At 59.4% G+C, this 25,032-nt stretch carries 20 protein-coding genes and 1 tRNA gene; 8 read left to right on the top strand and 13 right to left on the bottom strand.

Translation table 11 applies throughout. The features are described 5' to 3' along the window. Nucleotides 1-114: 114 nt before the first annotated feature. The 6 genes from fumC to IOD40_RS10630 all read right to left on the bottom strand — a co-directional run bounded on the left by fumC (nt 115) and on the right by IOD40_RS10630 (nt 5,809). Nucleotides 115-1,506: a class II fumarate hydratase gene (gene fumC / locus IOD40_RS10655; protein ID WP_198476525.1), complete on the bottom strand. Its 1,392-nt coding sequence runs from the start codon at nt 1,504-1,506 to the stop codon at nt 115-117. A 73-nt stretch (nt 1,507-1,579) separates the two neighbouring features. Continuing rightward, nucleotides 1,580-1,954, bottom strand: a complete 375-nt coding sequence (locus tag IOD40_RS10650; protein ID WP_233713938.1) for a YqaA family protein — start codon at nt 1,952-1,954, stop codon at nt 1,580-1,582. Nucleotides 1,955-2,541: 587 nt separating this feature from the next. Continuing rightward, nucleotides 2,542-2,721 (bottom strand): CsbD family protein, encoded by a 180-nt coding sequence (locus IOD40_RS10645; RefSeq protein WP_198476524.1) that lies wholly within the window; start codon nt 2,719-2,721, stop codon nt 2,542-2,544. Between the two features lie 208 nt (nt 2,722-2,929). Continuing rightward, on the bottom strand, nt 2,930-4,570 hold the full coding sequence (gene groL, locus IOD40_RS10640; RefSeq protein ID WP_198476523.1) for a chaperonin GroEL: 1,641 nt from the start codon (nt 4,568-4,570) through the stop codon (nt 2,930-2,932). A gap of 78 nt (nt 4,571-4,648) precedes the next feature. Further along, on the bottom strand, nt 4,649-4,945 hold the full coding sequence (groES, locus tag IOD40_RS10635) for a co-chaperone GroES (protein WP_198476522.1): 297 nt from the start codon (nt 4,943-4,945) through the stop codon (nt 4,649-4,651). Between the two features lie 147 nt (nt 4,946-5,092). After that, entirely contained in the window at nt 5,093-5,809 is a 717-nt protein-coding gene (locus IOD40_RS10630) for a type 1 glutamine amidotransferase (protein ID WP_198476521.1), read from the bottom strand. A gap of 45 nt (nt 5,810-5,854) precedes the next feature. On the opposite strand from IOD40_RS10630, the gene IOD40_RS10625 reads away from it, so the two are divergent. The 4 genes from IOD40_RS10625 to IOD40_RS10610 all read left to right on the top strand — a co-directional run bounded on the left by IOD40_RS10625 (nt 5,855) and on the right by IOD40_RS10610 (nt 9,752). After that, nucleotides 5,855-6,511 (top strand): hypothetical protein, encoded by a 657-nt coding sequence (locus tag IOD40_RS10625; protein WP_210336861.1) that lies wholly within the window; start codon nt 5,855-5,857, stop codon nt 6,509-6,511. Between the two features lie 54 nt (nt 6,512-6,565). Then, nucleotides 6,566-7,303, top strand: a complete 738-nt coding sequence (locus IOD40_RS10620) for a 16S rRNA (uracil(1498)-N(3))-methyltransferase (RefSeq protein WP_198476520.1) — start codon at nt 6,566-6,568, stop codon at nt 7,301-7,303. 116 nt (nt 7,304-7,419) lie between these two features. After that, nucleotides 7,420-8,793 (top strand): glutamate--cysteine ligase, encoded by a 1,374-nt coding sequence (locus IOD40_RS10615; protein ID WP_198476519.1) that lies wholly within the window; start codon nt 7,420-7,422, stop codon nt 8,791-8,793. Between the two features lie 53 nt (nt 8,794-8,846). Continuing rightward, on the top strand, nt 8,847-9,752 hold the full coding sequence (locus IOD40_RS10610; RefSeq protein ID WP_198476518.1) for a DUF937 domain-containing protein: 906 nt from the start codon (nt 8,847-8,849) through the stop codon (nt 9,750-9,752). Between the two features lie 102 nt (nt 9,753-9,854). On the opposite strand, the gene IOD40_RS10605 is transcribed toward IOD40_RS10610, so the two are convergent. Further along, on the bottom strand, nt 9,855-10,145 hold the full coding sequence (locus IOD40_RS10605; protein WP_198476517.1) for a DUF1127 domain-containing protein: 291 nt from the start codon (nt 10,143-10,145) through the stop codon (nt 9,855-9,857). Nucleotides 10,146-10,310: 165 nt separating this feature from the next. Between IOD40_RS10605 and IOD40_RS10600 the strand changes: the two genes are divergently transcribed. Continuing rightward, entirely contained in the window at nt 10,311-11,267 is a 957-nt protein-coding gene (locus IOD40_RS10600) for a LysR substrate-binding domain-containing protein (RefSeq protein WP_198476516.1), read from the top strand. Between the two features lie 36 nt (nt 11,268-11,303). Then, nucleotides 11,304-12,875 (top strand): exodeoxyribonuclease VII large subunit, encoded by a 1,572-nt coding sequence (gene xseA / locus IOD40_RS10595; RefSeq protein ID WP_198476515.1) that lies wholly within the window; start codon nt 11,304-11,306, stop codon nt 12,873-12,875. 122 nt (nt 12,876-12,997) lie between these two features. Here the strand turns inward: xseA and IOD40_RS10590 are convergent. Further along, nucleotides 12,998-13,074, bottom strand: a tRNA-His gene (locus tag IOD40_RS10590). A gap of 214 nt (nt 13,075-13,288) precedes the next feature. Next, complete coding sequence (locus tag IOD40_RS10585; RefSeq protein WP_198476514.1) at nt 13,289-13,744, bottom strand: phasin; 456 nt, start codon at nt 13,742-13,744, stop codon at nt 13,289-13,291. A 249-nt stretch (nt 13,745-13,993) separates the two neighbouring features. On the opposite strand from IOD40_RS10585, the gene IOD40_RS10580 reads away from it, so the two are divergent. After that, nucleotides 13,994-17,275, top strand: a complete 3,282-nt coding sequence (locus IOD40_RS10580) for a histidine kinase dimerization/phospho-acceptor domain-containing protein (RefSeq protein WP_198476513.1) — start codon at nt 13,994-13,996, stop codon at nt 17,273-17,275. A 5-nt stretch (nt 17,276-17,280) separates the two neighbouring features. Here the strand turns inward: IOD40_RS10580 and IOD40_RS10575 are convergent, their stop codons facing one another. From IOD40_RS10575 to IOD40_RS10565, 3 genes are all read right to left on the bottom strand, one after another. Further along, nucleotides 17,281-18,774 (bottom strand): ABC transporter permease, encoded by a 1,494-nt coding sequence (locus tag IOD40_RS10575; protein WP_233713937.1) that lies wholly within the window; start codon nt 18,772-18,774, stop codon nt 17,281-17,283. Nucleotides 18,775-18,860: 86 nt separating this feature from the next. Beyond that, a complete protein-coding gene (locus IOD40_RS10570) occupies nt 18,861-19,853 on the bottom strand; it encodes an iron ABC transporter substrate-binding protein (protein ID WP_198476511.1) in 993 nt (330 codons plus the stop codon). 381 nt (nt 19,854-20,234) lie between these two features. Then, on the bottom strand, nt 20,235-22,193 hold the full coding sequence (locus IOD40_RS10565) for an acetoacetate--CoA ligase (RefSeq protein ID WP_198476510.1): 1,959 nt from the start codon (nt 22,191-22,193) through the stop codon (nt 20,235-20,237). A 190-nt stretch (nt 22,194-22,383) separates the two neighbouring features. On the opposite strand from IOD40_RS10565, the gene IOD40_RS10560 reads away from it, so the two are divergent. Next, nucleotides 22,384-24,225 (top strand): AsmA family protein, encoded by a 1,842-nt coding sequence (locus tag IOD40_RS10560; protein WP_210336860.1) that lies wholly within the window; start codon nt 22,384-22,386, stop codon nt 24,223-24,225. On the opposite strand, the gene IOD40_RS10555 is transcribed toward IOD40_RS10560, so the two are convergent. Continuing rightward, nucleotides 24,213-25,031, bottom strand: a complete 819-nt coding sequence (locus IOD40_RS10555) for an ABC transporter permease subunit (RefSeq protein WP_198476508.1) — start codon at nt 25,029-25,031, stop codon at nt 24,213-24,215. The genes IOD40_RS10560 and IOD40_RS10555 overlap by 13 nt on opposite strands. Between the last annotated feature and the right edge of the window lies 1 nt (nt 25,032).

Genomic DNA, 25,032 nt, shown 5'->3' with positions numbered 1-25,032 from the left:
CTCAGTTGGTGGGCTTGAAATATAGATTTCTCTCAACGCAACAAGTCACTCAACACCGAACTCATTGTTCACCATTATCGAACGACATTTATACCATCGTTCATAAAGGAGTCATCACCCCGGCCGGGTCATCGCCTCCGGACGTACGAGCTGCTCATACTCTTCCTCGCTCACCAGGCCCGTTGCCAGCGCTTCTTCCCGCAGCGTCGTGCCGTTCCGATGCGCATTCTTGGCGATCATCGCCGCATTATCGTACCCAATTCGCGGTGCCAGAGCTGTCACCAGCATGAGCGATCGCTCAACCGCTGCGCGAATGTTGTCTTCACGCGGCTCGATACCGACAACGCAATTTTCCGTGAAGGAGACTCCGGCATCCGCCATCAGGCGCACTGACTGGAGGAAGTTGTAAGCCATCACCGGGTTGTAGACATTGAGCTCGAAATGGCCCTGACTGCCGGCAAAGCTGATTGCCGCGTTGTTGCCGAAGATCTGAACGCAGACCTGGGTCAGCGCCTCGCATTGCGTCGGGTTCACCTTGCCTGGCATGATGGAGGAACCCGGTTCGTTTTCCGGCAGAGCCAATTCCCCCAGCCCCGCGCGCGGGCCGGAGCCGAGGAACCGAATATCGTTCGCGATCTTGAACAGCGAGGCCGCAAGCGAATTTATCGCGCCATGCGAGAACACCATCGCATCATGCGCGGCCAGTGCTTCAAATTTGTTGGGTGCCGTGGTGAAGGGCAGCCCGGTAATGTCAGCGATCTTTTCTGCAACTTTCTCCGCAAAGCCGATTGGCGCGTTGAGGCCGGTACCAACTGCAGTGCCGCCCTGCGCCAGTTCCATCAGACCGGGCAGTGTCGCCTCCAGCCGGGCGATCCCGTTCGCAACCTGCATCGCGTAGCCAGAAAACTCCTGACCAAGTGTAAGCGGGGTCGCATCCTGCGTATGGGTGCGGCCAATCTTGATGATGTGATCCCACGCTCTCGCCTTTTCATCCAGCGCCGCATGCAATTGCCTCAGCGCGGGCATCAGCCTGTGAACGATTTCTTCCGCGCATGCGACGTGCATCGCAGTAGGATAGGTGTCGTTCGACGATTGGCTCATATTGACGTGGTCGTTTGGATGGACCGGCTTCTTTGAGCCCATTGCTCCGCCGAGCATTTCGATCGCACGGTTCGAGATCACCTCATTTGCATTCATGTTCGACTGCGTGCCTGATCCGGTCTGCCAGACAACGAGGGGAAAATGTTGATCCAGGCGACCATCGATCACCTCCTGGGCCGCGGCAATGATCGTATCGGCCAGTCCCGGATCAAGTTTGCCAAGCTCATGATTCGCTTCTGCAGCTGCTCGCTTGACGATCCCGAGCGCCCGGATAATCGGCTGTGGCTGCTTTTCCCAGCCAATCTTGAAATTGCCCAACGAACGCTGCGCCTGTGCGCCCCAATAGCGGTCAGAGGCAACTTCGATGGGGCCAAACGTGTCGGTTTCTGTGCGGGTACTGCTCATGTCGGTCTCCAGTTCAGAGCCGTCCGTGGCTTGCTCGTCCGTTGGCTGGCGAGGCCGGCAGATTCATTTTTGGTCAGATCAGGTCGATCAACCATAGAATAGCTGCATAACGCGCCGTCTTCGCCATGGCTACCACGATCACGAAGACGACAAATCGCGTGCGCAGCAACCCGGCCACGACCGTCAGCGGATCGCCGACGACCGGCACCCAGGAAAAAAGCAGGCTCGGCCAGCCGAACCGCGCGTACCACGCGCTCGCCTTTTCCATCTGCTGCGGCGAGATCGGAAACCATTTGCGGTCCGCAAAATGAGAAAGGTACCGCCCCAACGCCCAGTTGACGCAGGAGCCAATGACATTGGCGATGCTGGCAACAGCCAACAGCGTCAGTGGTGTGGCAACACCCGCCACCTGCATCGCAGCCAGAACGGCTTCCGACGTTCCCGGCAACAAAGTTGCTGACGTGAAAGCCGAGATCGCCAAGCCAATTAGGGTCGAGTCAAAAATCGTAGATACCTAACGGACATGCCCGACGCCCGTACGGCTCATCGAATGTGCACGGCGCGAAATCCACCGGTGCCTTCATTCAGATCAAGAATCCGCATGTTCCAGTTCGGCTGCGGATAGCATTGCACAATGCGGCGAGGCTGAGCTTTAATGTTCTCCGCAACGACCACAACCGCCCGGAAAAATCCATCACAATTGTCGCGAGCCCAACACAGGTTCTCCAATCGCTCGCGATTGCCAGGGCGGTGGACCCACGCCGACGTATCAACGTCGACGTCATTGTAAATCACGTTGCCATCTACGACGGAGACCCGATCTTTCCATAGGGTGATCACAATCACACGACCGTCTTCGCTTCGGGCAGACCAACTCCACCTTGCGTTACGCCCCTTAGCCCCGAAGTGTCGGAAACAATCTGACAAGTTCAAAGCGCGCCCTCCCCCTAGGTGCCGCATCTCCCAACGATACCACGGAATCGAAAAAGGAGCAGCCGAGGCTGCTCCTTGAGTGTGTGTTGCCTGATAGTGCGCTTAGAGCGCCTTCTTGACCTTATCCTTTGCGTCGCCGAAGCTCTTCTGGACCTTGCCGCCGGCTTTTTCGATTTTGCCCTCGGCTTCCATCTTTTCTGACCCGGTGACCTTGCCTGCCGCTTCCTTGACAGCGCCCTTGGCCTGCTTGGCTACCCCCTTGACCTGATCCTTATTCACCATCTCGCTGGTTCCTTTTCGCATGACCGCGCGTGATTTACGTCAGTAAACGAGCAGCCTTGGCATTGGTTGCGCGAGACAAAAAGAAAGGGCGGCATCGCTGCCGCCCTTCATTGAAAGCCTGGTAGCCGGACTTCTTGGAAGTCCATGCCGCCACTCAAGCCCGCAAAGGGCCTGAGCATCAAGGTGATGGGCGAGCTTTATGGACTTCTTAGAAGTCCATGCCGCCCATACCGCCCATGCCGCCCGGCATTGCCGGAGCAGCCGACTCCTTCTTCGGAGCCTCAGCGATCATGGCCTCGGTGGTCACCAGCAGACCAGCAACCGAAGCTGCGTCCTGCAGAGCGGTGCGGACGACCTTGGTCGGGTCGACGATACCGTTGGCGATCATGTCGCCGAACTCACCGGTCTGCGCGTTATAGCCGTAGGTGGTCGAAGCGTTTTCGAGGATCTTGCCAACAACGACCGAAGCTTCGTCGCCAGCGTTCGTTGCGATCTGGCGAGCCGGAGCCTGCAGAGCGCGACGGACGATGTTGACGCCAGCGTCCTGGTCAGCGTTGACGCCCTTGACGGTGAGGTTGGCCGAAGCGCGCAGCAGCGCGGTGCCACCGCCAGGAACGATACCCTCTTCAACAGCAGCGCGAGTTGCGTTGAGAGCGTCGTCGACGCGGTCCTTCTTCTCCTTGACTTCAACCTCAGTCGCACCGCCAACGCGGATGACGGCAACGCCGCCTGCGAGCTTGGCAAGACGCTCCTGGAGCTTCTCACGGTCGTAGTCCGAAGTGGTCTCTTCGATCTGCTGCTTGATCTGGGCGACGCGGCCTTCGATCTCTGCCTTCTGGCCAGCACCGTCGACGATGGTGGTGGTCTCCTTGGAGATCTGCACCTTCTTCGCGCGGCCGAGCATCTCGAGGCCAACGTTCTCGAGCTTGATGCCGAGGTCTTCCGAGATGACCTGACCGCCGGTCAGGATCGCGATGTCCTCAAGCATTGCCTTGCGGCGGTCGCCGAAGCCCGGAGCCTTGACGGCAGCGATCTTGAGGCCGCCACGCAGCTTGTTGACGACGAGCGTAGCAAGAGCTTCGCCTTCGACGTCCTCAGCGATGATGACGAGCGGCTTCGAGGTCTGAACGACAGCTTCGAGGACCGGCAGCATCGCCTGAAGGTTCGAGAGCTTCTTCTCGTGGAGCAGGATGTAGGCGTCTTCCAGCTCGGCAATCATCTTGTCCGGGTTGGTGACGAAGTACGGCGACAGGTAGCCGCGGTCGAACTGCATGCCTTCGACGACTTCCAGCTCGGTCTCAGCAGTCTTGGCCTCCTCGACGGTGATGACACCCTCGTTGCCGACCTTCTGCATGGCGTGGGCGATCATCTCGCCGATTTCCTTCTCGCCGTTAGCCGAGATGGTGCCGACCTGAGCAACCTCTTCCGAGGTGTTGATCTTCTTCGTGGCAGCAGCGAGCTGCTTGACGACGTCAGCAACTGCGAGGTCGATACCGCGCTTCAGGTCCATCGGGTTCATGCCAGCGGCAACAGCCTTGTGGCCTTCCTGAACGATTGCCTGGGCCAGAACGGTAGCGGTGGTGGTGCCGTCACCAGCAAGGTCGTTGGTCTTCGAAGCAACTTCGCGGACCAGCTGGGCACCCATGTTCTCGAACTTGTCCTCAAGCTCGATTTCCTTGGCGACGGAAACACCGTCCTTGGTGATGCGCGGAGCGCCGAAGGACTTGTCGATGACGACGTTGCGACCCTTCGGGCCGAGCGTTACCTTGACAGCGTCTGCAAGGATGTTGACGCCACGCAGCATACGCTCGCGGGCATCACGGGAGAAACGTACTTCTTTAGCAGCCATGTTCAGCTCCTGTTTTCACGGCCGTTCAAAGGTCGAACTGCCGGAAGTGGAAATTGAAAGTTCCGGGTCGGCCTGAAATCAGCCGATGATGCCCATGATGTCGGATTCCTTCATAATCAGAAGGTCCTGACCATTGAGCTTGACTTCCGTGCCCGACCACTTGCCGAACAGGACGCGATCGCCAGCCTTGACATCCAGCGCAACCAGCTTGCCGCTCTCGTCACGAGCGCCCGAACCGACAGCGACGACTTCGCCTTCCTGCGGCTTTTCCTTGGCAGTGTCCGGAATGATGATGCCGCCGGAAGTCTTTTCCTCGGACTCAACCCGACGAACAACCACGCGGTCGTGGAGCGGGCGGAAATTAAGCTGTGCCATCTCTCTTGTGTCCCTAAATAGGATTGAAAGGGTTCCATGCCATCGGCGTTGACCGATGGTTATTAGCACTCTCCCTCGGTGAGTGCTAACATGCCTCAAGAGATAGTAACCCGTCGAATGTGAGTCAATATCGCGGAGGCTTTTTGGTTACCGGGATTGTGCCCGCCTAATGGTGGAGACCCAGTTCCGTGCGATCTTGAGCCCGATCGCGTCGGCAACGGCGCCGTAACGTTCCGCTTCCCTTGGATGGCGGGTGGTCCAATCCGGCTGCCGCTCCGCAATCCAGTCGGCAAACTCGGTGTTCCACCGCTCCACGACCTTGCGGTCCGCTTCGAAGTGAAACTGGACGCCGTATGTGGCGCGACCAAGACGGAATGCCTGGTTATGAACCTTTATGCTGCCCGCCAGACGCACCGCACCGCGCGGCAGGATGAATGTGTCGTCATGCCACTGGAAGATCGGGAACGATGGATCAACGCCCTTGAAGAACGGATCGGCCTCACCGTCATCGTTCAACTCAACGTTTTGCCAGCCGAACTCGGTCGCGCCGCCGATGATATTCTCTGCTCCCTGCGCACGCGCCAGCAACTGACAGCCAAGGCAAATTCCCAACACCGAACGCCCTGCAGCCGTGAAGGAGCGCATCAGCGCCATCAGCTCGGGAAAATAGGGATGCGTGTCATCAGCGAGTGCATTCTGGCCCCCGCCAAGCACGATCAGCGCATCGTGCGAAGACGCACCTTTCGGGAGTGCCTCGCCCAGATACGGACGCACCGTTTCAATAGTGGCATTCGCTTCATCCAGGGCGGTCCCGAGAAGACCAAGTTCGGTTCCGTCAAAGTTCTGGATAACAAGGACACGCATCATAGCCTCGTTCATAAGGTGGCCAAAAGCGCGCTGAGCGATAGCATGGCCCGTGCGGGACAGAAAGGGAGATGGCCTGTGCCACTGCAAAATCGCGTCGATCCGTTCGGGGAAATCCACGCGACCCCGGAACGTGGTCTGTTCACCGGCAATCGCGGTGTGATCCACAGCCCGACCAGCAAGACTTTATTGAAACGCAGATGGACTACGAAAGCCTGGATCATTTGCTCCCTGCAACATCCGCGCGGTCTTTTACGCGAACCAATGGGCCGCAATGGCAAAAACTCCCGCGCCGGTTGGACCGAGTTGTTCTTCCTTGATGAAATTACCGCGCTCGCAGCCGGCCACCGTCCCTGCTTCTATTGTCGCCGCGATGACGCCATCGCTTTTGCCTGCGCGTTCTCTAGCGAGTTCGACGAAGTCGCCACTGCTCCGCAGATGGACGCGATGCTTCACCGTCAACGCATGATTCCCGAAGCAGCTCATTTGAAGCTGGACGCCACTTCCATAGCTGCGCTGCCTGACGGGGCGATGATTTGCGCGGACGGACAACCTTATGCGCTACGTTCCGGTCGTGCTTTACCGTGGAGTTTTTCAGGTTATGGCGCACCAGTTGCCTTGCCAGAAACCGCGTCCTTGATCACACCGATCGCCACTATCGGCGCGCTTTGCTCGGGCTACTTGCCAAGGTGGATTGCCTGAGCGGCACCTTTGGACGACTTGACCGCCGCTTCGCGATCACCCATCACGCGAAATATGCGTGCAAATTATCGTCTACAGCGGCTCTTCGTACCGCATGATCTGGCAGCCGGTACCCTGTTCGAGACGGACAGGGGCCAGAGCCATTATCTCGCCCATGTCCTGCGCATGGCGGAAGGCGCGCAACTGCTTGTATTTAACGGCCGCGACGGCGAGTGGACCGCCAGTGTGAAATCCATTGGCAAAAAAGCCGTCCAGCTTGAGATCGTGGAGCAGACCCGCGAACAACCCGCGACGCCAGACATGGTATACGCCTTCGCGCCGCTAAAGGTCGGACGCCTCGACTACCTTGTGCAAAAGGCTGTCGAAATGGGGGCCGGAATTTTGCAACCAACCCTCACGCAGCACACGCAAGCGCCTAAGGTAGCTGTTGAAAAATACCAGGCCAACGTGATCGAGGCGGCTGAACAATGCGGCGTCCTGGCCGTGCCTTCAGTCCGGCAACCCGTCAAACTCGAACGCCTCCTTTCGGAGTGGGACAAGGAGCGGCGGCTGATTTTCTGCGATGAAAGCGCCGCCGGCGACAACCCGCTCCCGATCCTGCAGACGATTACGGAAACGAAGCTCGGACTGCTCGTAGGACCGGAAGGCGGCTTTTCTGATGAAGAGCGCCGGATGCTCTCAGGGCTGCCCTTCGTGACTGCGATCCCGCTCGGTCCTCGCATCCTTCGCGCCGATACGGCCGCTGTTGCCGCGATGGCTGTCGTTCAGGCAACGTTGGGAGACTGGCGCTAATGCTCACCATCCTGTCATCTAACAGTCAGGATTTTTCACTTGATCGCGGGGCACTCTTGCGATCAACACTCGCCCCGCTGCCACAGACGTCGGCAGGAAGAAGTTGAGGGAACGGAATGGCGCGTGACACGACCGACTTTCGGCCGATTGAAAGCAAGGACGAACTCGTGTCCTACATTTCGCTCGGCTGCAAACCGAAAGACGAATGGCGCATCGGGACCGAGCACGAGAAGTTTCCCTTCTACGTCGACGGCAACAGCCCGGTTCCCTATGGCGGGGACAAGGGCATTCGCGCACTCCTTGAAGGAATGCAGCGCGTCCTTGGCTGGGAGCCCATCATCGACGCCGGTCACATCATTGGCCTGGTAGAGCCGACGGGTCAGGGCGCGATCAGCCTTGAGCCGGGTGGCCAGTTCGAGCTTTCCGGTGCGCCGGTCGAGACGCTGCACCAGACCTGCCGCGAGAGCAATGCGCATCTGGCGCAGCTGCGCGAGATTGCGGATCCGCTCGGCATCCGCTTCCTTGGCCTTGGCGGCAGCCCGAAATGGACACTTGCCGAAACGCCGCGCATGCCAAAATCGCGTTATGACATCATGACAGCCTATATGCCGAAAGTCGGCACGCAGGGTCTCGACATGATGTATCGCACCTGCACCATTCAGGTGAATCTCGACTTCTCGTCTGAGACGGACATGCGCCGCAAAATGCAGACATCGCTAAAGCTGCAGCCGCTCGCCACCGCATTGTTCGCCAGCTCGCCTTTCACCGAGGGCAAGCCCAACGGCCTTCAGAGCTGGCGCGGCGACATCTGGCGCGACACCGACAATGCACGTTCGGGCATCAAGCAGTTTTTCCTGTCGCCTGATTTCGGCTTCGCCGATTATGTCGAGTGGGCTCTCGACGTGCCGATGTATTTTCTTATCCGCGACGATCGCTATTTCGACGCAACGCACGTCACGTTCCGCCAGTTCATGAACGGCGCGCTCAAGGACGAAATTCCGGACGGGCTGCCGACCATGGGCGATTGGGCAAACCATCTGTCGACGCTGTTCCCGGATGTGCGTCTCAAACGCTTCCTCGAAATGCGTGGTGCAGATGGAGGACCATGGCGTCGCATCTGCGCGCTACCCGCATTCTGGGTCGGCCTCCTTTATGACGACGCAGCACTGGATGCTGCGGAAGAGCTCACCCGCGACTGGACCTTTGAAGAAATCATCCAGATGCGCGATGCGGTACCCACTGAGGGACTTTCCACCACGCTTCGCAACGGAACACTGCGCGAAGTGGCACGCGAGGTGCTGGAGATTTCGAGGGCGGGACTTGTCGCGCGAGGCCGCAAGAACCGCGAAGGCTATGACGAGACCGGCTTTCTTGCTCCGCTCGAAGAGGTCGTCGCCCGCGGCACCACCAGCGCCGAGGAGATGATCAACGCCTACAACACACGCTGGGGCGGATCTATCGAGCCTGCATTCCTGGAATATGCCTATTGACGCACTGCTGAATGCGCTAGTTTCTCCTTCATCAACAACTGAGGGAGAACGCCATGTCGTCTTTATTCGACATGCTGACCAGCGCGCAGAACGGCAAGGCCATCGAACAGATGGCACGTCAGTTCGGCCTGTCGCAACAGCAGACGCAGGATGCGCTGGAAGCATTGCTGCCCGCCTTTAGTCAGGGACTGAAGCGGAACGCGTCGGATCCGGGCGGGCTTGGCTCCTTCCTCCAGGCGCTTTCATCCGGTCAGCATGCCAAATATTTTGAGGACGCCGCGAATGCGTTCTCACCTCAGGGCGTGGCTGAGGGCAATGGTATCCTTGGCCACCTGTTCGGTTCCAAAGACCTGTCTCGCGCCGTGGCGGCTCAAGCCTCACAGGCTACCGGCATCGGCCAGGAGATCCTGAAACAGATGCTGCCGGCCGTCGCGTCGATGATCATGGGTGGCCTCTTCAAGCAGAGCACGGGGCAGACCCAGGCTGCGGCCGGTTTCGGTGGCCAAGGGAACCCGTTGCAGGAAATCATCGAGCAGATGATGCGACAGACGGGTGGCGGCGGTGCGGCCCAGCCCCAAGGTCGGGCGTCAGACTCAAGCGCTCAACAGCAATCCCCGTTCGACAATCCGCTTGGCAAGATCCTGGAAGGGATGTTTGGCGGTGGCGGCGCGGCCAGCCAGCCGCAATCGCGCCAGCAGCCGCAATCCGGGCAGAATCCGTTCGGTGAAAACCCGCTCGGCAAGATTTTTGAAGGGATGCTTGGAGGCGGTGGCCAGCAAACAGGCGAAGCCACCCAGAGAACCCAGACACGCGAGCCGAACCCAAGCGGTCGCGCCCGCTCGCCTTATGACGATCTTTTCGGCGACATGTTCGAAAGCGGTCGCAAGAATCGAGACGATTACGAAAAGAATGTCGGATCGATCTTTGACCAGTTCCTTCAGGGAATGAAGCGCCGATAAGGCGGCAAAAAAGCCCGGCAGTCCTTTTTGGACGGCCGGGCAGGTCGCAGGCGACCGACGGGGATTGGCGGGCTTGGGAGCAATGCCTGCGTTAGTTCTTCGTCAGCAGACGTGCCTTGCTGCCGACATGATCTGGCTGCGCTCCTGCGCAAGCTTGCCCAGCTGTGTTGTCGGGTCGACGTGAAGCGGCATGTGCATCACCGTGGTCAGGTCACCCCTGACCAACCCAATGTCGAGCAATTCACGGTCGGTCATGTCATTCAGCTCGGCCAGATGACGACGATTGAACAGCGCGCGAACCATGGCGCGCAGGCCTTTGATCACCTGCTCCACGGTCGTAACCGAGCGCGCAGGGGCGACGGCCACCTTCGGGGCGGTTTCCAGGGCAATCATCGTCTTTCTCCTTAAAAGTGGCCAGGCTGGCCCGCTGCGTCCTCACGCAGTCATCAAGAGCCCTCAATGCCTGAAGTTGTGCGACGTAGGCATCCCACGCCGCCATTGATTAATCCAACGAATGTTTTTAATAATTAGGATCAGCGTTCATGATGGATCACCCTGATGCCCGCGCCGCTCGATCTCGACCAGTTGCAGACCTTCATCGCGATTGCCGATTCAGGCAGCTTTACGAAAGCAGCCGACGAGGTTCATCGAACACAATCTGCCGTCTCCATGCAGATGCGCCGTCTCGAGGAGCGGATTGGCAAGGAGCTATTCGTCAAGGAAGGCCGCACCAACCGACTTACCGAAAATGGTGAGCGGCTGCTGACCTATGCACGTCGCTTGATCCGCCTTAACCGGGAAGTGCTTGCCGCCTTTGATGATGCAAGCCTTGAAGGCAGCATCCGGATCGGGACCCCGGACGATTACGCAGATCGCTTCCTTCCTGAAATCATGGCACGATTTGCGCGTTCCAATCCCCGAGTGGAACTTTCCGTCACCTGCGAGCCGACGATCAATCTTCAGGAGCAGATCAAACGAGGACAGCTGGATATCGCGATTGTCACGCATGACAGCGATCGCGGCACGTCTGAAGTGGTGCGGCGCGAACCACTTCTGTGGGTGACGTCCGCAAATCATTCCATCTACAAGGAAGAGGTGCTGCCGATCGCGGTGGGGCGTACCACCTGCATGTGGCGGCGGGCAGCCTGCGACATGCTCGATTCCATGGGGCGTGACTATCGCATCCTCTTCACGAGCTGGTCCGCAACCGTCATCATCGCCGCCGTACTTTCTGGCCAGGCGGTGTCGATCCTGCCGGAATGCGCCCTGCGCCCGGGAATGCGGGTCCTGGGTGAAGCGGACGGATTTGGCCTCCTCCCTGACGTTCGCATCGGGATCATGCGCGGACATTCCAGCCATCCGGAGCTCGTCGATGCGCTTGCCCGGCACATCAGCGAAAGCCTCGACAACATATCGTTGCCGCAGGCGGACGAGACCGGCCAGATCGACTTCCACGGATCAGGCTATGGCCGCTCCAAACGTGTGCGTTCCGCCCAGCTATTGCCGGGATGGTGACTTGACCTCGCCAGCCACCCTCTGCCCAATCGCGGCATGAGCGATTTCTTTCCGGGCACCGATTCGTCGCCGACCAACGCGGCGGAATATACCGTCACCGAGATTTCTGGCGCGCTCAAGCGCACGGTCGAGGATACTTTCGGCAATGTGCGCGTGCGCGGCGAGATCTCCGGCTATCGCGGTCCCCACTCATCAGGCCATGCTTATTTCGCGCTGAAAGACGAACGCTCCCGGCTGGAAGCCGTCATCTGGAAAGGCAGCTTCTCACGGCTGAAGTTCAAGCCCGAAGAAGGGATGGAAGTCATTGCCCACGGCAAGCTGACCACCTATCCGGGCTCTTCCAAATACCAGATCGTCATAGACAATCTCGAGCCGGCAGGCGCAGGCGCGTTGATGGCTCTTCTGGAGGAGCGTCGGCGCAAGCTCGCCTCCGAGGGGCTCTTTGATGATGCCCGCAAGCAGCTGCTGCCATTCATGCCTATGGTCGTAGGGGTCGTGACTTCGCCGACGGGTGCCGTCATCCGCGACATCATCCACCGCATCTCCGACCGATTCCCGCTGCACGTGCTCGTCTGGCCGGTGCGCGTACAGGGCGACACCACCGGCGCGGAGGTTTCCAACGCAATTGCCGGGTTCAATGCCTTCGATCCCCACGGTCAGATCCCGCGCCCGGACGTCCTAATCGTTGCGCGCGGCGGCGGTAGCCTCGAAGATCTGTGGGGCTTCAATGACGAGGCCGTGGTGCGTGCCGTCGCCGCCTCCAGCATCCCGGTCATCTCCGCCGTCGGACACGAGACCGACTGGACGTTGATCGACCATGCCGCCGATGTGCGTGCGCCAACACCAACCGGCGCTGCTGAACTTGCGGTGCCAGTCAAGGCCGAGCTGGAAGCAACGCTCGCCAGCCTTTCAGCCCGGCTCAAGGGCGCGGTATCGCGTTGTATCGACCGCAAGCGGCAACTGGTCCGCGCCGCCGCGCGCGCTCTCCCCTCACCCGACCAGCTTCTCGCTCTGCCACGCAGGCGCTTTGATGAAGCTGGCAGCCGCCTTGAACGTGCGCTTGTTGCGAGCACGGAGGCAAAACGCCTGCAATTGCGTGGCCTTCGCCTTTCGCCAGCAATGCTGGAACGCCGCGTCAGCGAGGCACGCCGACGCTTTGCACGCGACGCTGCACGTATTTCGCCGGAGGCCCTGTCACGCCGGGTGCTCCAGCATGAGCAAGCTTTGGCAACCCTGCTTCGCCAGGGAGATGCGTGCCTCGACCGGCGCCTTGAACGCACGCAGGAGCGCCTGCACCGGGCTGTGCTCCGTCTGCGGATCGAGCCGATCGAGACACAACTGCGCGAACGCCAACGCCGGCTCGAACAGGCGACGCGATTGCTGAGGAGCGTCTCTTATCAATCAATTCTCGACCGTGGCTTCGCTCTGGTGACAACGACGGACGGCGACATCATCCGCCGCGCCCACAACGTCGCGCGCGGCCAGGAGCTTTCCCTCGAATTCAGCGATGGAAAATTGCCCGTCATAGCCAGCGGCGGCCAGGCACCCAAGCCGAAGGCAAAACCGACCACAAAGCCGCAATCAGGCGGACAGGGCAGCCTGTTTTAAGCACGGCTCACCTGGCACCCCGAATCACCTGACACGAAGCATGCAATGAGTGCGGGCCTGCACGTCCGCGGACATTGTCCGGGGCTCAGTATGTTCTGAACTAAATTGGGGGAAGTAAATGGTGGTACGGTTGGCTGGGTTCGAACCAGCGACCTCCGGATCCACAATCCGGCGCTCTAACCAACTGAGCTACAACCGCACAAGGCAGCCTCATGGCTGGGTGGGCTAATACGGTCTATCGGATCAGATATCAAGCCCGTTCCGCGATAAGATTGTTGAGAAATGAAAAAAGGCCGGGGGGAGGAGGACCCGGCCTTTTTCCTATGGCAGACCGACGGGAGGGATTGTCGGTCTTTTACTGCGATTTGGAGGGAGGAGGATCCGCCTCGCACGAGAACCTACGCATGAACGTGTCAGGCCAACTTTAGTTCCGACAAGCTGCTCTCAAAAGCATCCTTGATCGGCTTGGAGACGTCGGTCGCAGCTTTCGAGGTCAGCGACTGGAATTCCTTCGCCTGCACAGCAGCCTGCTCCGCAGCCTTGCGGACGAACGAAGTCTGAAGCTCGATCACTTCGGAAAAGGTGCGCGCGCCAAACAGCGCCTCAAGATGAGCGAAGCCCGCCTCGGCATTGGCACGAGCCGCAGCGAGAGACTTCAGCGAGAGTTCGGTGCTGGCCTCACGCGCGGTTTCGAAGGTCGATTCGATCGCCTTCTGCGCGGTCTCTGCACCGGACTTGAACTTGGCGTAGGCCTGCTTGGACTGCTCGGCGCTATGCTCAGCAAAAACGCGGAACTGATCGGTGGTCTTGGCCGCGTCGAAAGTCGGGAATTCGATAGTCTCGGCGGTATGGGCACTGGCTTGATTCATAGCTCTGTCCTTCTGGAGATCTCTATCAACAGCATGATAGGCGCCGCAGATTGGTTGAACCGTATATAGGGAAGTTTTTGCTGCGTTGCAATAATATTGTTGCATTGCAGCAAACTCAATTTCGTGACGTTAACCAAGCTGCCAGAATTGAAGGGGCAGAAGGGGTGAATACATGGACGCAAGGCCTCTGTGGCTTTATTAACAATCGGTTAAATCGTTGGGCCGTGTCCCGCGCAGTTCAGGTTTGTAATGGCGTCAGCTGCAGTCTCGTTTATCGACATCGCCGTCCTGGAGGATGTACGGACGCGGTTCGCCGCGGGCGATGCGCTGGCGATTCTCAGCACCGATTTGAGCGAAGTCATTTGGGCGAACGGTGCCGGAGCCGCCCTGTTGGGCTATCCCGACATCGAGACGGTGATGGGCGCCGCGCCAAATCTGCCGCATGCTGCCCGCCGCCAGATCGAAGCCACTCCCGGCTTCCCACGGATCGGGCGCGATCGTCCCGTTGCCGTCAGGCTGGCCAGCGGCACCCGCAGCCGGATGGTTCCCTTTATCGCCAGCGAACTAACGCTCGTGGGCGGCCTTCAGGCAATTCTCCTGGCCGAGCCCGCAAAGGCGAGCACGGCATCGGACATCAGCGAGGCAGCTGCACGCGCCATTCAAGGCTTCAGCGAAGCTGGCTATTTTGCCGCCATGCTCGATGAGGCTGCCTACGTTGCCGCATCGTCACCCGGCTTCGAAAATCTCGGCATCTCTGCAGAAACACTGGGTGCGCTGGTCTCCGACGTTGCGAGCGAGAGCGACCGGCTCATCAAGCGTCTCATCCCTGCTCGTGCCGGACAGATCCCTGCGGGCTTGGCTCGGCTCACAGACGATCCGGCCATTCATCTTCTGATCACGGCCCACGATCCGGTTGAGGTCCTGGCAGAAGCGGAAACCGGACCAGAGCCGGATGATCTCCTGCCAATCCCATCCGACGCCGACCTGCCTGACCTCGTCAGCGAGGTAACGCTCGAACCGGTCGAGCCGCCTTCTGAGAATCACCAGGAGGGCGATGCTGATCATTGGTATTTTTCTGACGACAAGCGCTCGTCGGACGCCACGATGCCGGCGGACGTACTGGAAGTTGCCAACACCAACTCCAAGCCGGATCCGGTGCGCTTTGTCTGGCGCACCGACGCGAGCGACGCGTTCAGCTCGATCTCTGACGAATTTGTTCAGGCCGTTGGTGTTGAAGCCGCCGACGTGATCGGCCGATCCTTCAGGGATGTAGCCGAAACGCTCAAGCTTGATCCGTCAGGCGAGATTGCGGCGCTGCTTGAAAGGCGTGATACTTGGTCCGGTCGCACCGTTCTGTGGCCAATTGCCGGCAGCAACCGGTCGGCCCCGGTCGATCTTGCGGCATTGCCGGTCTACAATCGCGATCGCGTCTTCGAAGGCTTCCGTGGCTTCGGTGTCATCCGGATTGGTGATTCTGTCATAGACCCGGATGCACGCGGCCTGCGCCTTCGCGCTCCTGCTCCGCTTCCTGAAGCACCAGACGCCGAAATTCCCACGGTCGATGTGGAAGCTCTGGAAGGCGACGACATCAAAGGTGAGATCGAGCCAGATCTTGAGACGCCAAAGGACGACAAGGTCATCAGGCTTGCGGAGCATCGACCGCAGCAGCGGCAGGAGCGCCATCTGTCGCCCTCGGATCGCTCCGCCTTCGAGGAGATACGCGCGCGCCTGCAGCGAGACTTCTTGGCTGCCCAGGAAGAAAAGGCAGCAAGAGAGGCGCAGGAGACGCGCGACAGCGACCTTGATGCCGTAAACCTCGACAGCACGGATCAAGGCGAGGCCGTACCGGCCGACCAAGATGAGGCGGCTATCGACCAGCCGGTGGAAGCGGTTGCCGAAGAGGCTTCAGCGCCTGTTGCAGAAACGCAGACCAATGAGGAGCAGTCCGCACCCCAGACTAAGCGACCGGATGTTCACTCTGCGCAGGGGCCAGGCATCGCCCCGCGGGACGTGGATTATCTCCCCTCTGCCTTTGCGACCGGCGGACGGCCCAGCGTCGAGCCAGACCTTATTGCGCACCTGCCGATTCCGCTTCTGGTTCACGCTGGCGATGAGCTCTACTTTGCCAATCAGGAATTCCTGGAACTGACCGGCTATGCCAGTCTCGACCAGATCCGCCGTGAAGGTGGCCTCGACCGTCTGTTCGTCGACTGCGACGATGAGGCTCGCGAGAGTGGTCGGGTCGTCGTACGGACACTTGGCGGCGAGGAAATTGCGGTTGAAGCGCATCTCCAGTCCGTGCGCTGGGAAGGTCATTCGGCGTTGCTTCTGTCGCTTCGGCGCAAGGAGCAGGAAAAGCCTCATCAACCGGCGCCGCAAGAGCCGATCATTTCCGAGCGTACACAAGAAGATACCGATCGCCAGATCGAGATGATGCGCACCATTCTCGATACGGCAACCGACGGCGTCATTCTGATCAACCCGGACACGACCATTCGCAGCATCAGCCGTCCCGCAGAAGCATTGTTCGGTTTCGACAGCGTGGCCGTTGAAGGAAAGCCCTTCCACACGCTGTTTGCGATCGAAAGCCGCAAATCCGCGCAGGATTACCTTGCCGGCCTGTCCGGCAATGGCGTGGCGAGCATCTTGAATGACGGACGTGAAGTCATCGGGCGTGAGGCGCAGGGACGCTTCATCCCGCTGTTCATGACCATCGGCAAGTTGCCCGAAGACAGCGGCTTCTGTGCTGTGCTGCGGGACATCACACAGTGGAAGCGTGCGGAGGAGCAGCTTACTCAGGCCCGTGCCCAGGCGGAGCGCGCTTCATCACAAAAGACCGAGTTCCTGGCACGTGTGAGCCACGAGATCCGCACCCCGCTCAATGCCATCATCGGCTTTTCCGAGTTGATGATGGACGAGAAGTTCGGGCCGATTGGCTCGGATCGTTACCGCGATTATCTGCGCGACATCAACCGCTCCGGCAACCACGTCCTCGATCTCGTCAATGACCTGCTCGACATCTCCAAGATCGAGGCAGGCGAGCAGGAGATGAATTACGAGGCTGTGTCGCTCAATGACTCGCTGGCTGAAACCGTTGCAATGATGCAGCCGCAGGCGAACCGGGAACGAGTCATCATCCGCTCCTCGCTCGCCTCGAACCTGCCGGAAGTGGTCGCAGACCTTCGCAGCGTGCGCCAGATCGCTCTCAATCTGTTGTCCAATGCGATCCGCTACACGCAAGCTGGCGGGCAGGTTATCGTCTCCACCTCATATGAAACGTCAGGCGACGTGGCGATGCGGGTACGGGACACCGGCATTGGAATGTCCGTCGCCGAGATCGATCAGGCTCTGAAACCGTTCAAGCAGATCAGTGCCCTCAAGCGCGGACGCCATGATGGTACGGGGCTTGGTTTGCCACTGACGAAGGCAATGGTTGAGGCAAACCGTGCCCGCTTCACCATTACCTCCACCCCGGCCGAAGGCACGATGGTGGAGGTGGTGTTTCCCTCGACGCGGGTTCTTGCCGAATAGTTGCGCTACTTGTTGCCTTCGTGGCGCAGGATCAGCCCGACAAACAAGCTTGAGAACAACACAATCATCAAGGCGTGCGGCGCTGCTTCCGCCATCATCCCTTCCGACGTGCGGCTGAAAACGGTCGTTGCCAGCGTGCTGTAGCCGATAGGCGCGAGCAGGAAGGTAATCGGCAATTCCTTGACGATCATGATGAACACCAGCAGCGACCCCGACAGCATCGAGGTCCGCAGCAATGGCAGCGTCGTCAACATGAACGATGCAAAATGGCCATGCCCAAGCGATCGCGAAACCTCCTCATAGCGCGGCCCGATCTGCAGGAGCCTGCTCCGCACAGGACCTACAGCAAGAGCGAGGAACGTCATTACATAGGCAAAGATCAGCAACGTGGCGGTCTGATATAGCCATGGCGCAGCGCGCAGAGCAAAGAACGCCATTGAAAGTGCGAAGGCCAGAGGCGGCACGGCGTAGCCGAGATAAACCAGCCGATCGAGCGCCGACGAAGCGCGCGACGGGTAGCGGACCGTGAGGTAAACGACCGGCACGGCGAGGACGATCGCCGCTACAGCTGCCGGAACTGCGACCAGCGTCGTGCGATAGAATGCGGTCAGAACTTCCCTCGGATCAACGAGCGGGCCAGCACGCCAGATCCAGTAACTCAGCACCATCAATGGCAAGCCGATCGACGCCACGTACACGCAGGTGAGGAACAACCAAACCAGCGGCCGTGCGCGCCCGAGCGAAACCGGTGCAGCCGGGCGCGCTGTCCCCTTCCCCGTGCGCACATAGCGCCGCCCGCGCAGGCGCGCCTCGATCATGATGAAGGAGAGTGTAACTGCCATCAGCATCAGCGACAGCCAAGCAGCGTAGACCCGGTCAAACGCACCGGAATACTGAGTGTAAATCGCGTAGCTGAAGACCTCATAGCGCATCAGCGCGATGACCCCGAAATCACCCAGCACATAGAGGCCGATGACCAGCCATCCCGAAAGCAGAGCCGGAACGAGATGGGGAACCACAACCGCAAAGAACGTCTGCCACGGCGTCCTGCCAAGGCTGCGAGCCGATTCCTCCAGACTTGGATCAAGACCGAGCAGCGAGGCCCGCAGGTTCAGGAAGAGGTAAGGAAATGTATAAAGCGAGAGGGCAAGGACGGAGCCTGACCAACCTTCCGGACGCGGCAGGCGGATACCGAAGAAGTGGGTCGCGAAACCGTAATAGCCGGACATCCCGATGAGGGCGTAGGCCATCACGTATCCGGGTACAGCCAGAGGCAAGACGCCCATGATGCTGTGGAATTTCTTGAAGCGAAGATCGCTGCGAACCACCAGCCAGGCAAGCGGCAGCGCGATCAAGGTCGTCATGATGAGAACGCCCGCCGTCAGCGCCAGCGTATTGCGCAACAGCAGGAAGTTGCGTTCGCGAAAGACGATCTCCGAAAGAGACGCTGAATCCCCTTCCAGCGCACGAGCCAGAAGGTACACGAACGGCAACAGCATTCCAGCCGCCACAATGGCGGCCGGAAGCAGCAAAAGAAGATGCGGGCGCCGCTGTCGCGACGCCCGCCAGGATGCAATTATGGTTGTCAGAGTAGGCCTACTTCACGCAACAAAGCCAGCGTTCCTTCAAGATCGCTGATCTGGTCGATGTCGATCCGCGGGCTGATGTCCTGAATCGTCGCGAAAGATTCCAGCGTGGTGTTGACGATTAGGCCCGGAATTACCGGGTACTCGTTGCCCTGAAGGGTGATGTACTGCTGCGCGGCAGGCGACAGAAGGTAATCGAGGAATTTCCGAGCGGTTTCCTGATTGTCGCTTGCGCTGACGATACCTGCGCCCGCAACGTTCAGCAGATTGCCAACATCTCCGGAAGCGAAGTGCGTCATTGCGACCGGATAATCCTTATCTGTCACCAGATAACGGCCGAGATAATAGTTGTTGACGAGGCCGAAATCGATCTCGCCATTGGCAATACCTTCGATCTGCGAACCGTTGTTCTTGTAGACCTTGGTGTCGTTGGCGATCATGCCTTCAAGCCAGGCTTTGGTCGCCTCGTCACCATGAGCAACGCGATAGGCGGTCACGAATGCTTGGAACGAGCCGTTCGTTGGCGCCCAAGCGACCTTGCCGCGATACTTCTCGTCAGTCAGGTCATTGATGGACGCCGGAAGATCGTCTTCCTTTACGCGCTCCTTCGAGTAGACGAGGACACGCGAGCGACCGCTGGTCGGCACCCACTTGTTGTTCACATTGCGGAACGCCTCGGCAATGCCTTCATTCATCTCGGCCGGAAGGTCCGCGAAAAGTTCCGAGATCGCGCCAAGCGCGCCGCCATCCTGAGCCCAGAACACGTCCGCTGGCGACTGATCACCTTCTTCCTGGAGCAGCGTCGCGAGCTCGGACGTGCCAGCGTAGCGGACATTCGCCTTGATTCCGGTGTCAGCCTCGAACTGCTTGATGATCGGACCGATCAATGCCTCACCACGACCCGAATAGATCGTGAGTTCCTCGGCCTGCGACGCAGCAGGAAAAGCGAGTGCAAGGGCAACGCAGCCCGCGAGAAGTTTCAGCGCTCTCATGTTCGTTCCAGTTCAAGGTTGGAAGAATAAAAACCATTGAGCATCCGCTGTCGGACAGCGTTCCTCCCAGACGGATGCCCACGCGGACCGTAACATTAGCTGAGCATCAGGTTCAAGTTTAATTCACAAGGATCCCGAGCTCGCGGAAGATCCGTCTGATAAAAAAAACGCCCCAGAAGGGGCGTATAGAAGTCAGAAAAGGCTGTCACACAAGGGCTTGAGCGACCCTACGCCGAGGCGGCTGAACAAAACTGTCCCTCAAGTTGAGTGCGACTATCGCGCCGTGGGCGTTAACAAAACCTTGCCCGAGCAGCGCAACATTTACCAATCGATATCCTCCCTGAAATCTAGGTAAATTTGGCAGCAACGGCTTGTTTACCATCAGGACTGCAGCTCAGGAATGTCTCTATACAGTTCAAGCGCCTGGGGATTGGCCAGCGCTTCCTTGTTCTTGACCTCTCGCCCGTGCACCACGTCGCGCACTACGAGCTCGGTGATCTTGCCCGATTTTGTGCGGGGTATGTCGCTGACGGCAACAATCTTGGCCGGCACGTGACGGGGGCTGGCGCCAGTGCGGATACGGGTCCTGATCTTCTGCTCCAGCTGAGGGTTGAGTGCTACACCTTCGGCGACGCGCACGAACAGAACGACACGAACATCGCCTTCCCATTCCTGCCCGATGCAGATCGCCTCAAGAATTTCGTCCAGTTGCTCAACCTGATTATAAATTTCGGCGGTGCCAATGCGCACGCCACCTGGGTTCAGCGTCGCGTCCGAGCGGCCATGGATGATGAGGCCGTCATGCTCGGTCCATTCTGCGAAGTCCCCGTGGCACCAGACATTGTCGAAGCGCTCGAAATATGCCGAGCGGTATTTGGCGCCGTCAGCATCCTTCCAGAACATGATCGGCATGGACGGAAAGGCCTTGGTGCAGACCAGCTCGCCCTTTTCCTGGCGGATCGAGCGGCCTTCATCATCCCAGACGTCGACCGCCATGCCCAGGCCCGCCCCCTGAATCTCACCCATCCAGACCGGCAGCGTCGGAACTCCGAGCACGAAGCACGACACGATGTCGGTGCCTCCCGAAATGGAAGCGAGGTGCACATCTGCTTTGATGCCTTCGTAGACGAAGCGGAAGCACTCTGGCGCAAGCGGCGAACCGGTTGACGATATGACCCGCACCGAGCTGAGGTCATGAGTCTCGATCGGTCGCAGCCCGGCCTTGCGCACGCTGTCGATGAATTTCGCCGACGTTCCGAAATAGCTCATCTTCCAGTCGCGGGCGTAGTCGAAGATGACGTTTCCATCCGGATGGAATGGCGACCCGTCATAAAGAAGCAGGGTTGCGCCTGACGCGAGACCGGTAACGAGCCAATTCCACATCATCCAGCCACAAGTGGTGAAGTAGAAGAAGCGGTCACCGTCCTTGATGCCGGCATGAAGGCGATGTTCCTTGACGTGCTGCAGAAGCACGCCGCCCGCCGAATGCACGATGCACTTTGGAACGCCGGTCGTCCCAGATGAGAACAGGATGTAGAGCGGATGATCGAAAGGCAGGCGCGTGAAGTTCAGCTCCACGGGCTGATACCCCTCAAGTGCTGCAGCGAGCGGCGTTGCCTTCTCGATCTCAGCCGAAACTTCTTGCGCATCTCCCAGATAATCGACGATCAACGCTGCTCGGACCGAAGGCATCTGATCGAGAACAGCGGCGATCTTTGCCCCTACCTCAATGCGCTTTCCAGCGTACCAGTAGCCATCGGGCGCGATGAACAAGACGGGCTCTATCTGGCCGAAACGATCCAGAACGCCCTGCTCGCCAAAGTCCGGAGAGCAGGAGGACCATATGGCGCCGATCGACGCAGCTGCCAGCATTCCGGCAACGGTCTCCGGCATGTTCGGCATCATGGCTGCGATCCGGTCTCCTGCCTGAACGCCGTGAGCGCGAAAGAGCTGCTGCATCCGTGATACTAAAGAGCGCAGCTCATCCCAGGAAAGGACGCGCTCTACCTTATCTTCCCCGCGAAAGACGATTGCCTCGCCGCTGCCGCTTTTTTGCAGAAGATTCTCAGCAAAGTTCAGCCGCGCATCCGGGAAGAAACGCGCGCCTGGCATCTTGTCTCCATCCAGAAGGACCCGCTCGCCCCTTTCACCAACGATCCCGCAGAAATCCCAGACCAGGGTCCAGAACGCTTCGCGATCGTTCACGGACCATTCATGGAGTGTGTTGTAGTCACCAATTTCTTTACCGGCGACGTTTTGTGCCAGCCCTGAGAATTCGGTTATCGGAGCATCAGCGATCCAGTCGGGTGATGGTTTCCAGAGTGGTGATGCTGGCGACATAGACGGCTCCTCCAAAATGCAATGTCGCGGCGAGTAAGCACACCGCCATCGATGTTCGCAAGCTTTAGGAATGCAATTGGCCGTAAGTGTCTCGATCACGCGAAGCCGCTGGCGGCTGAAATTCCCTATAGGTGCGATTGAGACGTCGTATTACGCTCAGCCACCTTCAATGTGAGGTTGATCAGGCTTGTTGACGATCAGAAAGGGACTCATTGCGCTGGCAGCGCTCCTTCTGCTCGCCCTGCTTTTCGTGACGGTCTTGCCGTGGATTGCATCCACCAAGATCGTGCGCGATCGCATTGCTTATGAACTGAGCCTCTGGAGCGGGTACCGGGTGTCGCTCGGGGAAGCGCCCGAACTGAACGTTTGGCCGACATTCAGCGCGGCATTGCGGGATGTTTCGTTCCACGAATGGGCGAAGGAGTCTCCCGCCGTACTCGAAGCCGACCGTCTTGATGTCTCGCTATCGCCCCTGGCCGCGCTGCGCGGGCGCGTCGAGATGTCGTCGATCTCGATGTACCGCCCGTTGCTGCGCCTGAACCGCACCGATGTGGGGCTCGATCTGCCAGCCTCGCCTGGTGGCGGACGCATGATGCAGGCGATCAACACCGCCACGCGCCTCGTCCAGGAAAATCCCAAAACCCCGGATCTGAAGGCGCTTCCAAGTGACGCTTTCGGCAATGTCGAATTCGTTGATGGCAAGATCGTCATTGTCGAAGGCGACGAGACTGAAGGCTTCAGCAACCTGACCGGCAAAATTACGTGGCCAGCTTTGAACCGTACTTTGCGGATAAACGCCAACGGCGTCTGGCGCGGCGAGGCGGTACAATTGGAAGCGAGCGCCGAAAATCCGCTCATCCTGATGGGCGGCGGAAACGCAACCGTCATGGGCTCGCTCAAATCCCCGCTTTCCGAGGCCTCATTCAACGGCACCGCCAACTTTTCGGGCGAACGGTTCTTCGATGGCGAGGCGAACATGGCAACCCCGGCCCTCCGGCGCATGCTGGAATGGCTGCGCGTTCCGGTCACGCCGGGCTCGACCATTGGCCCGGTCTCGGTATCCAGCCGGATACAGGGCAGCGGCAAACGTCTTCGTCTCGACAATGCCTCGCTTAAATTGGGAAGCAACAACGGCACTGGCGGCATCGACATCGCCTTCGTCGATGAGTTTCCCGCGATCTCCGGAACCCTTGCGTTCGACACGCTGGACTTGCGCACCTATCTGGCCGGTTTCACCTCAATCGCATCTGGCTCCGGCAGCCTCTATGCTCCACTCGACACCGGCATTGCCAACCAGATCTCGCTGGACCTTCGCCTTTCGGCAACGACAGCCACCCTCGGACATGTAACGCTTTCCGAAATTGCAGCTTCAACGCAGGTGAAGGGACCACTCATGGTCCTTGATCTGTCGCACGCGGATGGCTTTGGGGGCGAGCTGCAAGCAGGTCTGCGCATCGACACCATCGATGATCGCAAGGCGGTCGAGATCCGTCTCATTGCGACGGAGGTCGAAGCGCTGGCGCTTGCAAAGGCGGCAGGTGCGGAACGCCTGCTTCCGCAGGGACGCGCCAACATTTCTGTCATGCTCAAGGGCTCGGGCAACAACTGGAACGACGTTCTCGGGTCTGCAGAAGGGTCTGTCGCAGCCACAATCGGTCCAGGATCGCTGGGCGGTCTCGATTTGGCGAAGTTTCGCGAACGCTGGGGCGGTGGCGGCTTTTTTGCGCTGTCCGAAGTTGCAGGAGGCCCCATCGCGCTCAGCGGCGGTACGTTTAACGCCAAGGTGACGGGCGGCGTCGCGCGTATCGAAAAGGCTGACCTCCTTCTGGAAGATCAGCGCATCTTTTCCTTTTCCGGCATCATACCCTATTTCGGCCGCGCGCTCGCGGTGTCAGGCCACCTCGTCCCCGTCCTGCCGGGCGGCACCCGCGGGCTTGCAGAATATCCTTTCTTCATCGGCGGGGCTTGGGATACGCCATATGTGGCACCTGTTGTCCCCTCTTTCGAAAACCAGATTACCTATCCGCGCTGAGCAACTTGCTCATCGCGCTGGCGCTGGATGTCGCGTCGTTTGTTGACGATCGCAGCGGCTAACACCCCGACGGTGACAACAGCGATCAAAAGCGTGCAAACCGCGTTGATCTCCGGCGTCACACCAAGTCGCACCTGGCTGTAAATGCGCATCGGCAAAGTGGTTGCCCCCGGCCCCGAGGCGAAGCTCGCTATCACAAGGTCATCCAGCGACAGGGTGAACGCCAGCATCCACCCGGATACCACAGCCGGCATGATGACCGGGAGCGTTACGTGGATGAAGGTCCTGAACGGTGTCGCCCCAAGGTCCATCGCAGCTTCTTCCAGCGACCTGTCAAAGCTGATCAGGCGTGATTGGACGACAACGGCAACGAAGCACATCGAAAAGGTGATGTGGGCAAGCACAATTGTGAGAAAGCCACGATCGAGCCCTATCGCCACGAAAAGCAGAAGTAGAGAAAGGCCGGTAATCACCTCGGGCATCACCAAGGGCGCAAACACCATGCCGGAGAAAAGGAACCGCCCCCGAAAGCGCGTATAGCGCGTCAGAGCCAAGGCTGCCAACGTTCCAAGCACCGTCGCGACTGTCGCCGACACGAATGCGACGCGCGCGGTCACCCATGCCGCGTCAAGCAAAAGGCGGTTTGAGAACAGCGATGAATACCATCGCGTCGAAAACCCACCCCACACCGTGACCAGGCGCGACTCGTTGAACGAGTAGATGACCAGCAGGACAATCGGCAGGTACAGAAACGAGAAGCCCAGAACGAGCGCGACGATATTGAAGCGGCTGAGTTGGCCCTGCATC

The sequence above is a fragment of the Aquamicrobium zhengzhouense genome (assembly GCF_016124105.1).
In the GTDB taxonomy this organism is placed as follows: Bacteria; Pseudomonadota; Alphaproteobacteria; order Rhizobiales; family Rhizobiaceae; genus Aerobium; species Aerobium zhengzhouense.
Note: the sequence above shows the minus strand (reverse complement) of the source record. Positions and strands in the feature narration are given on the sequence as shown.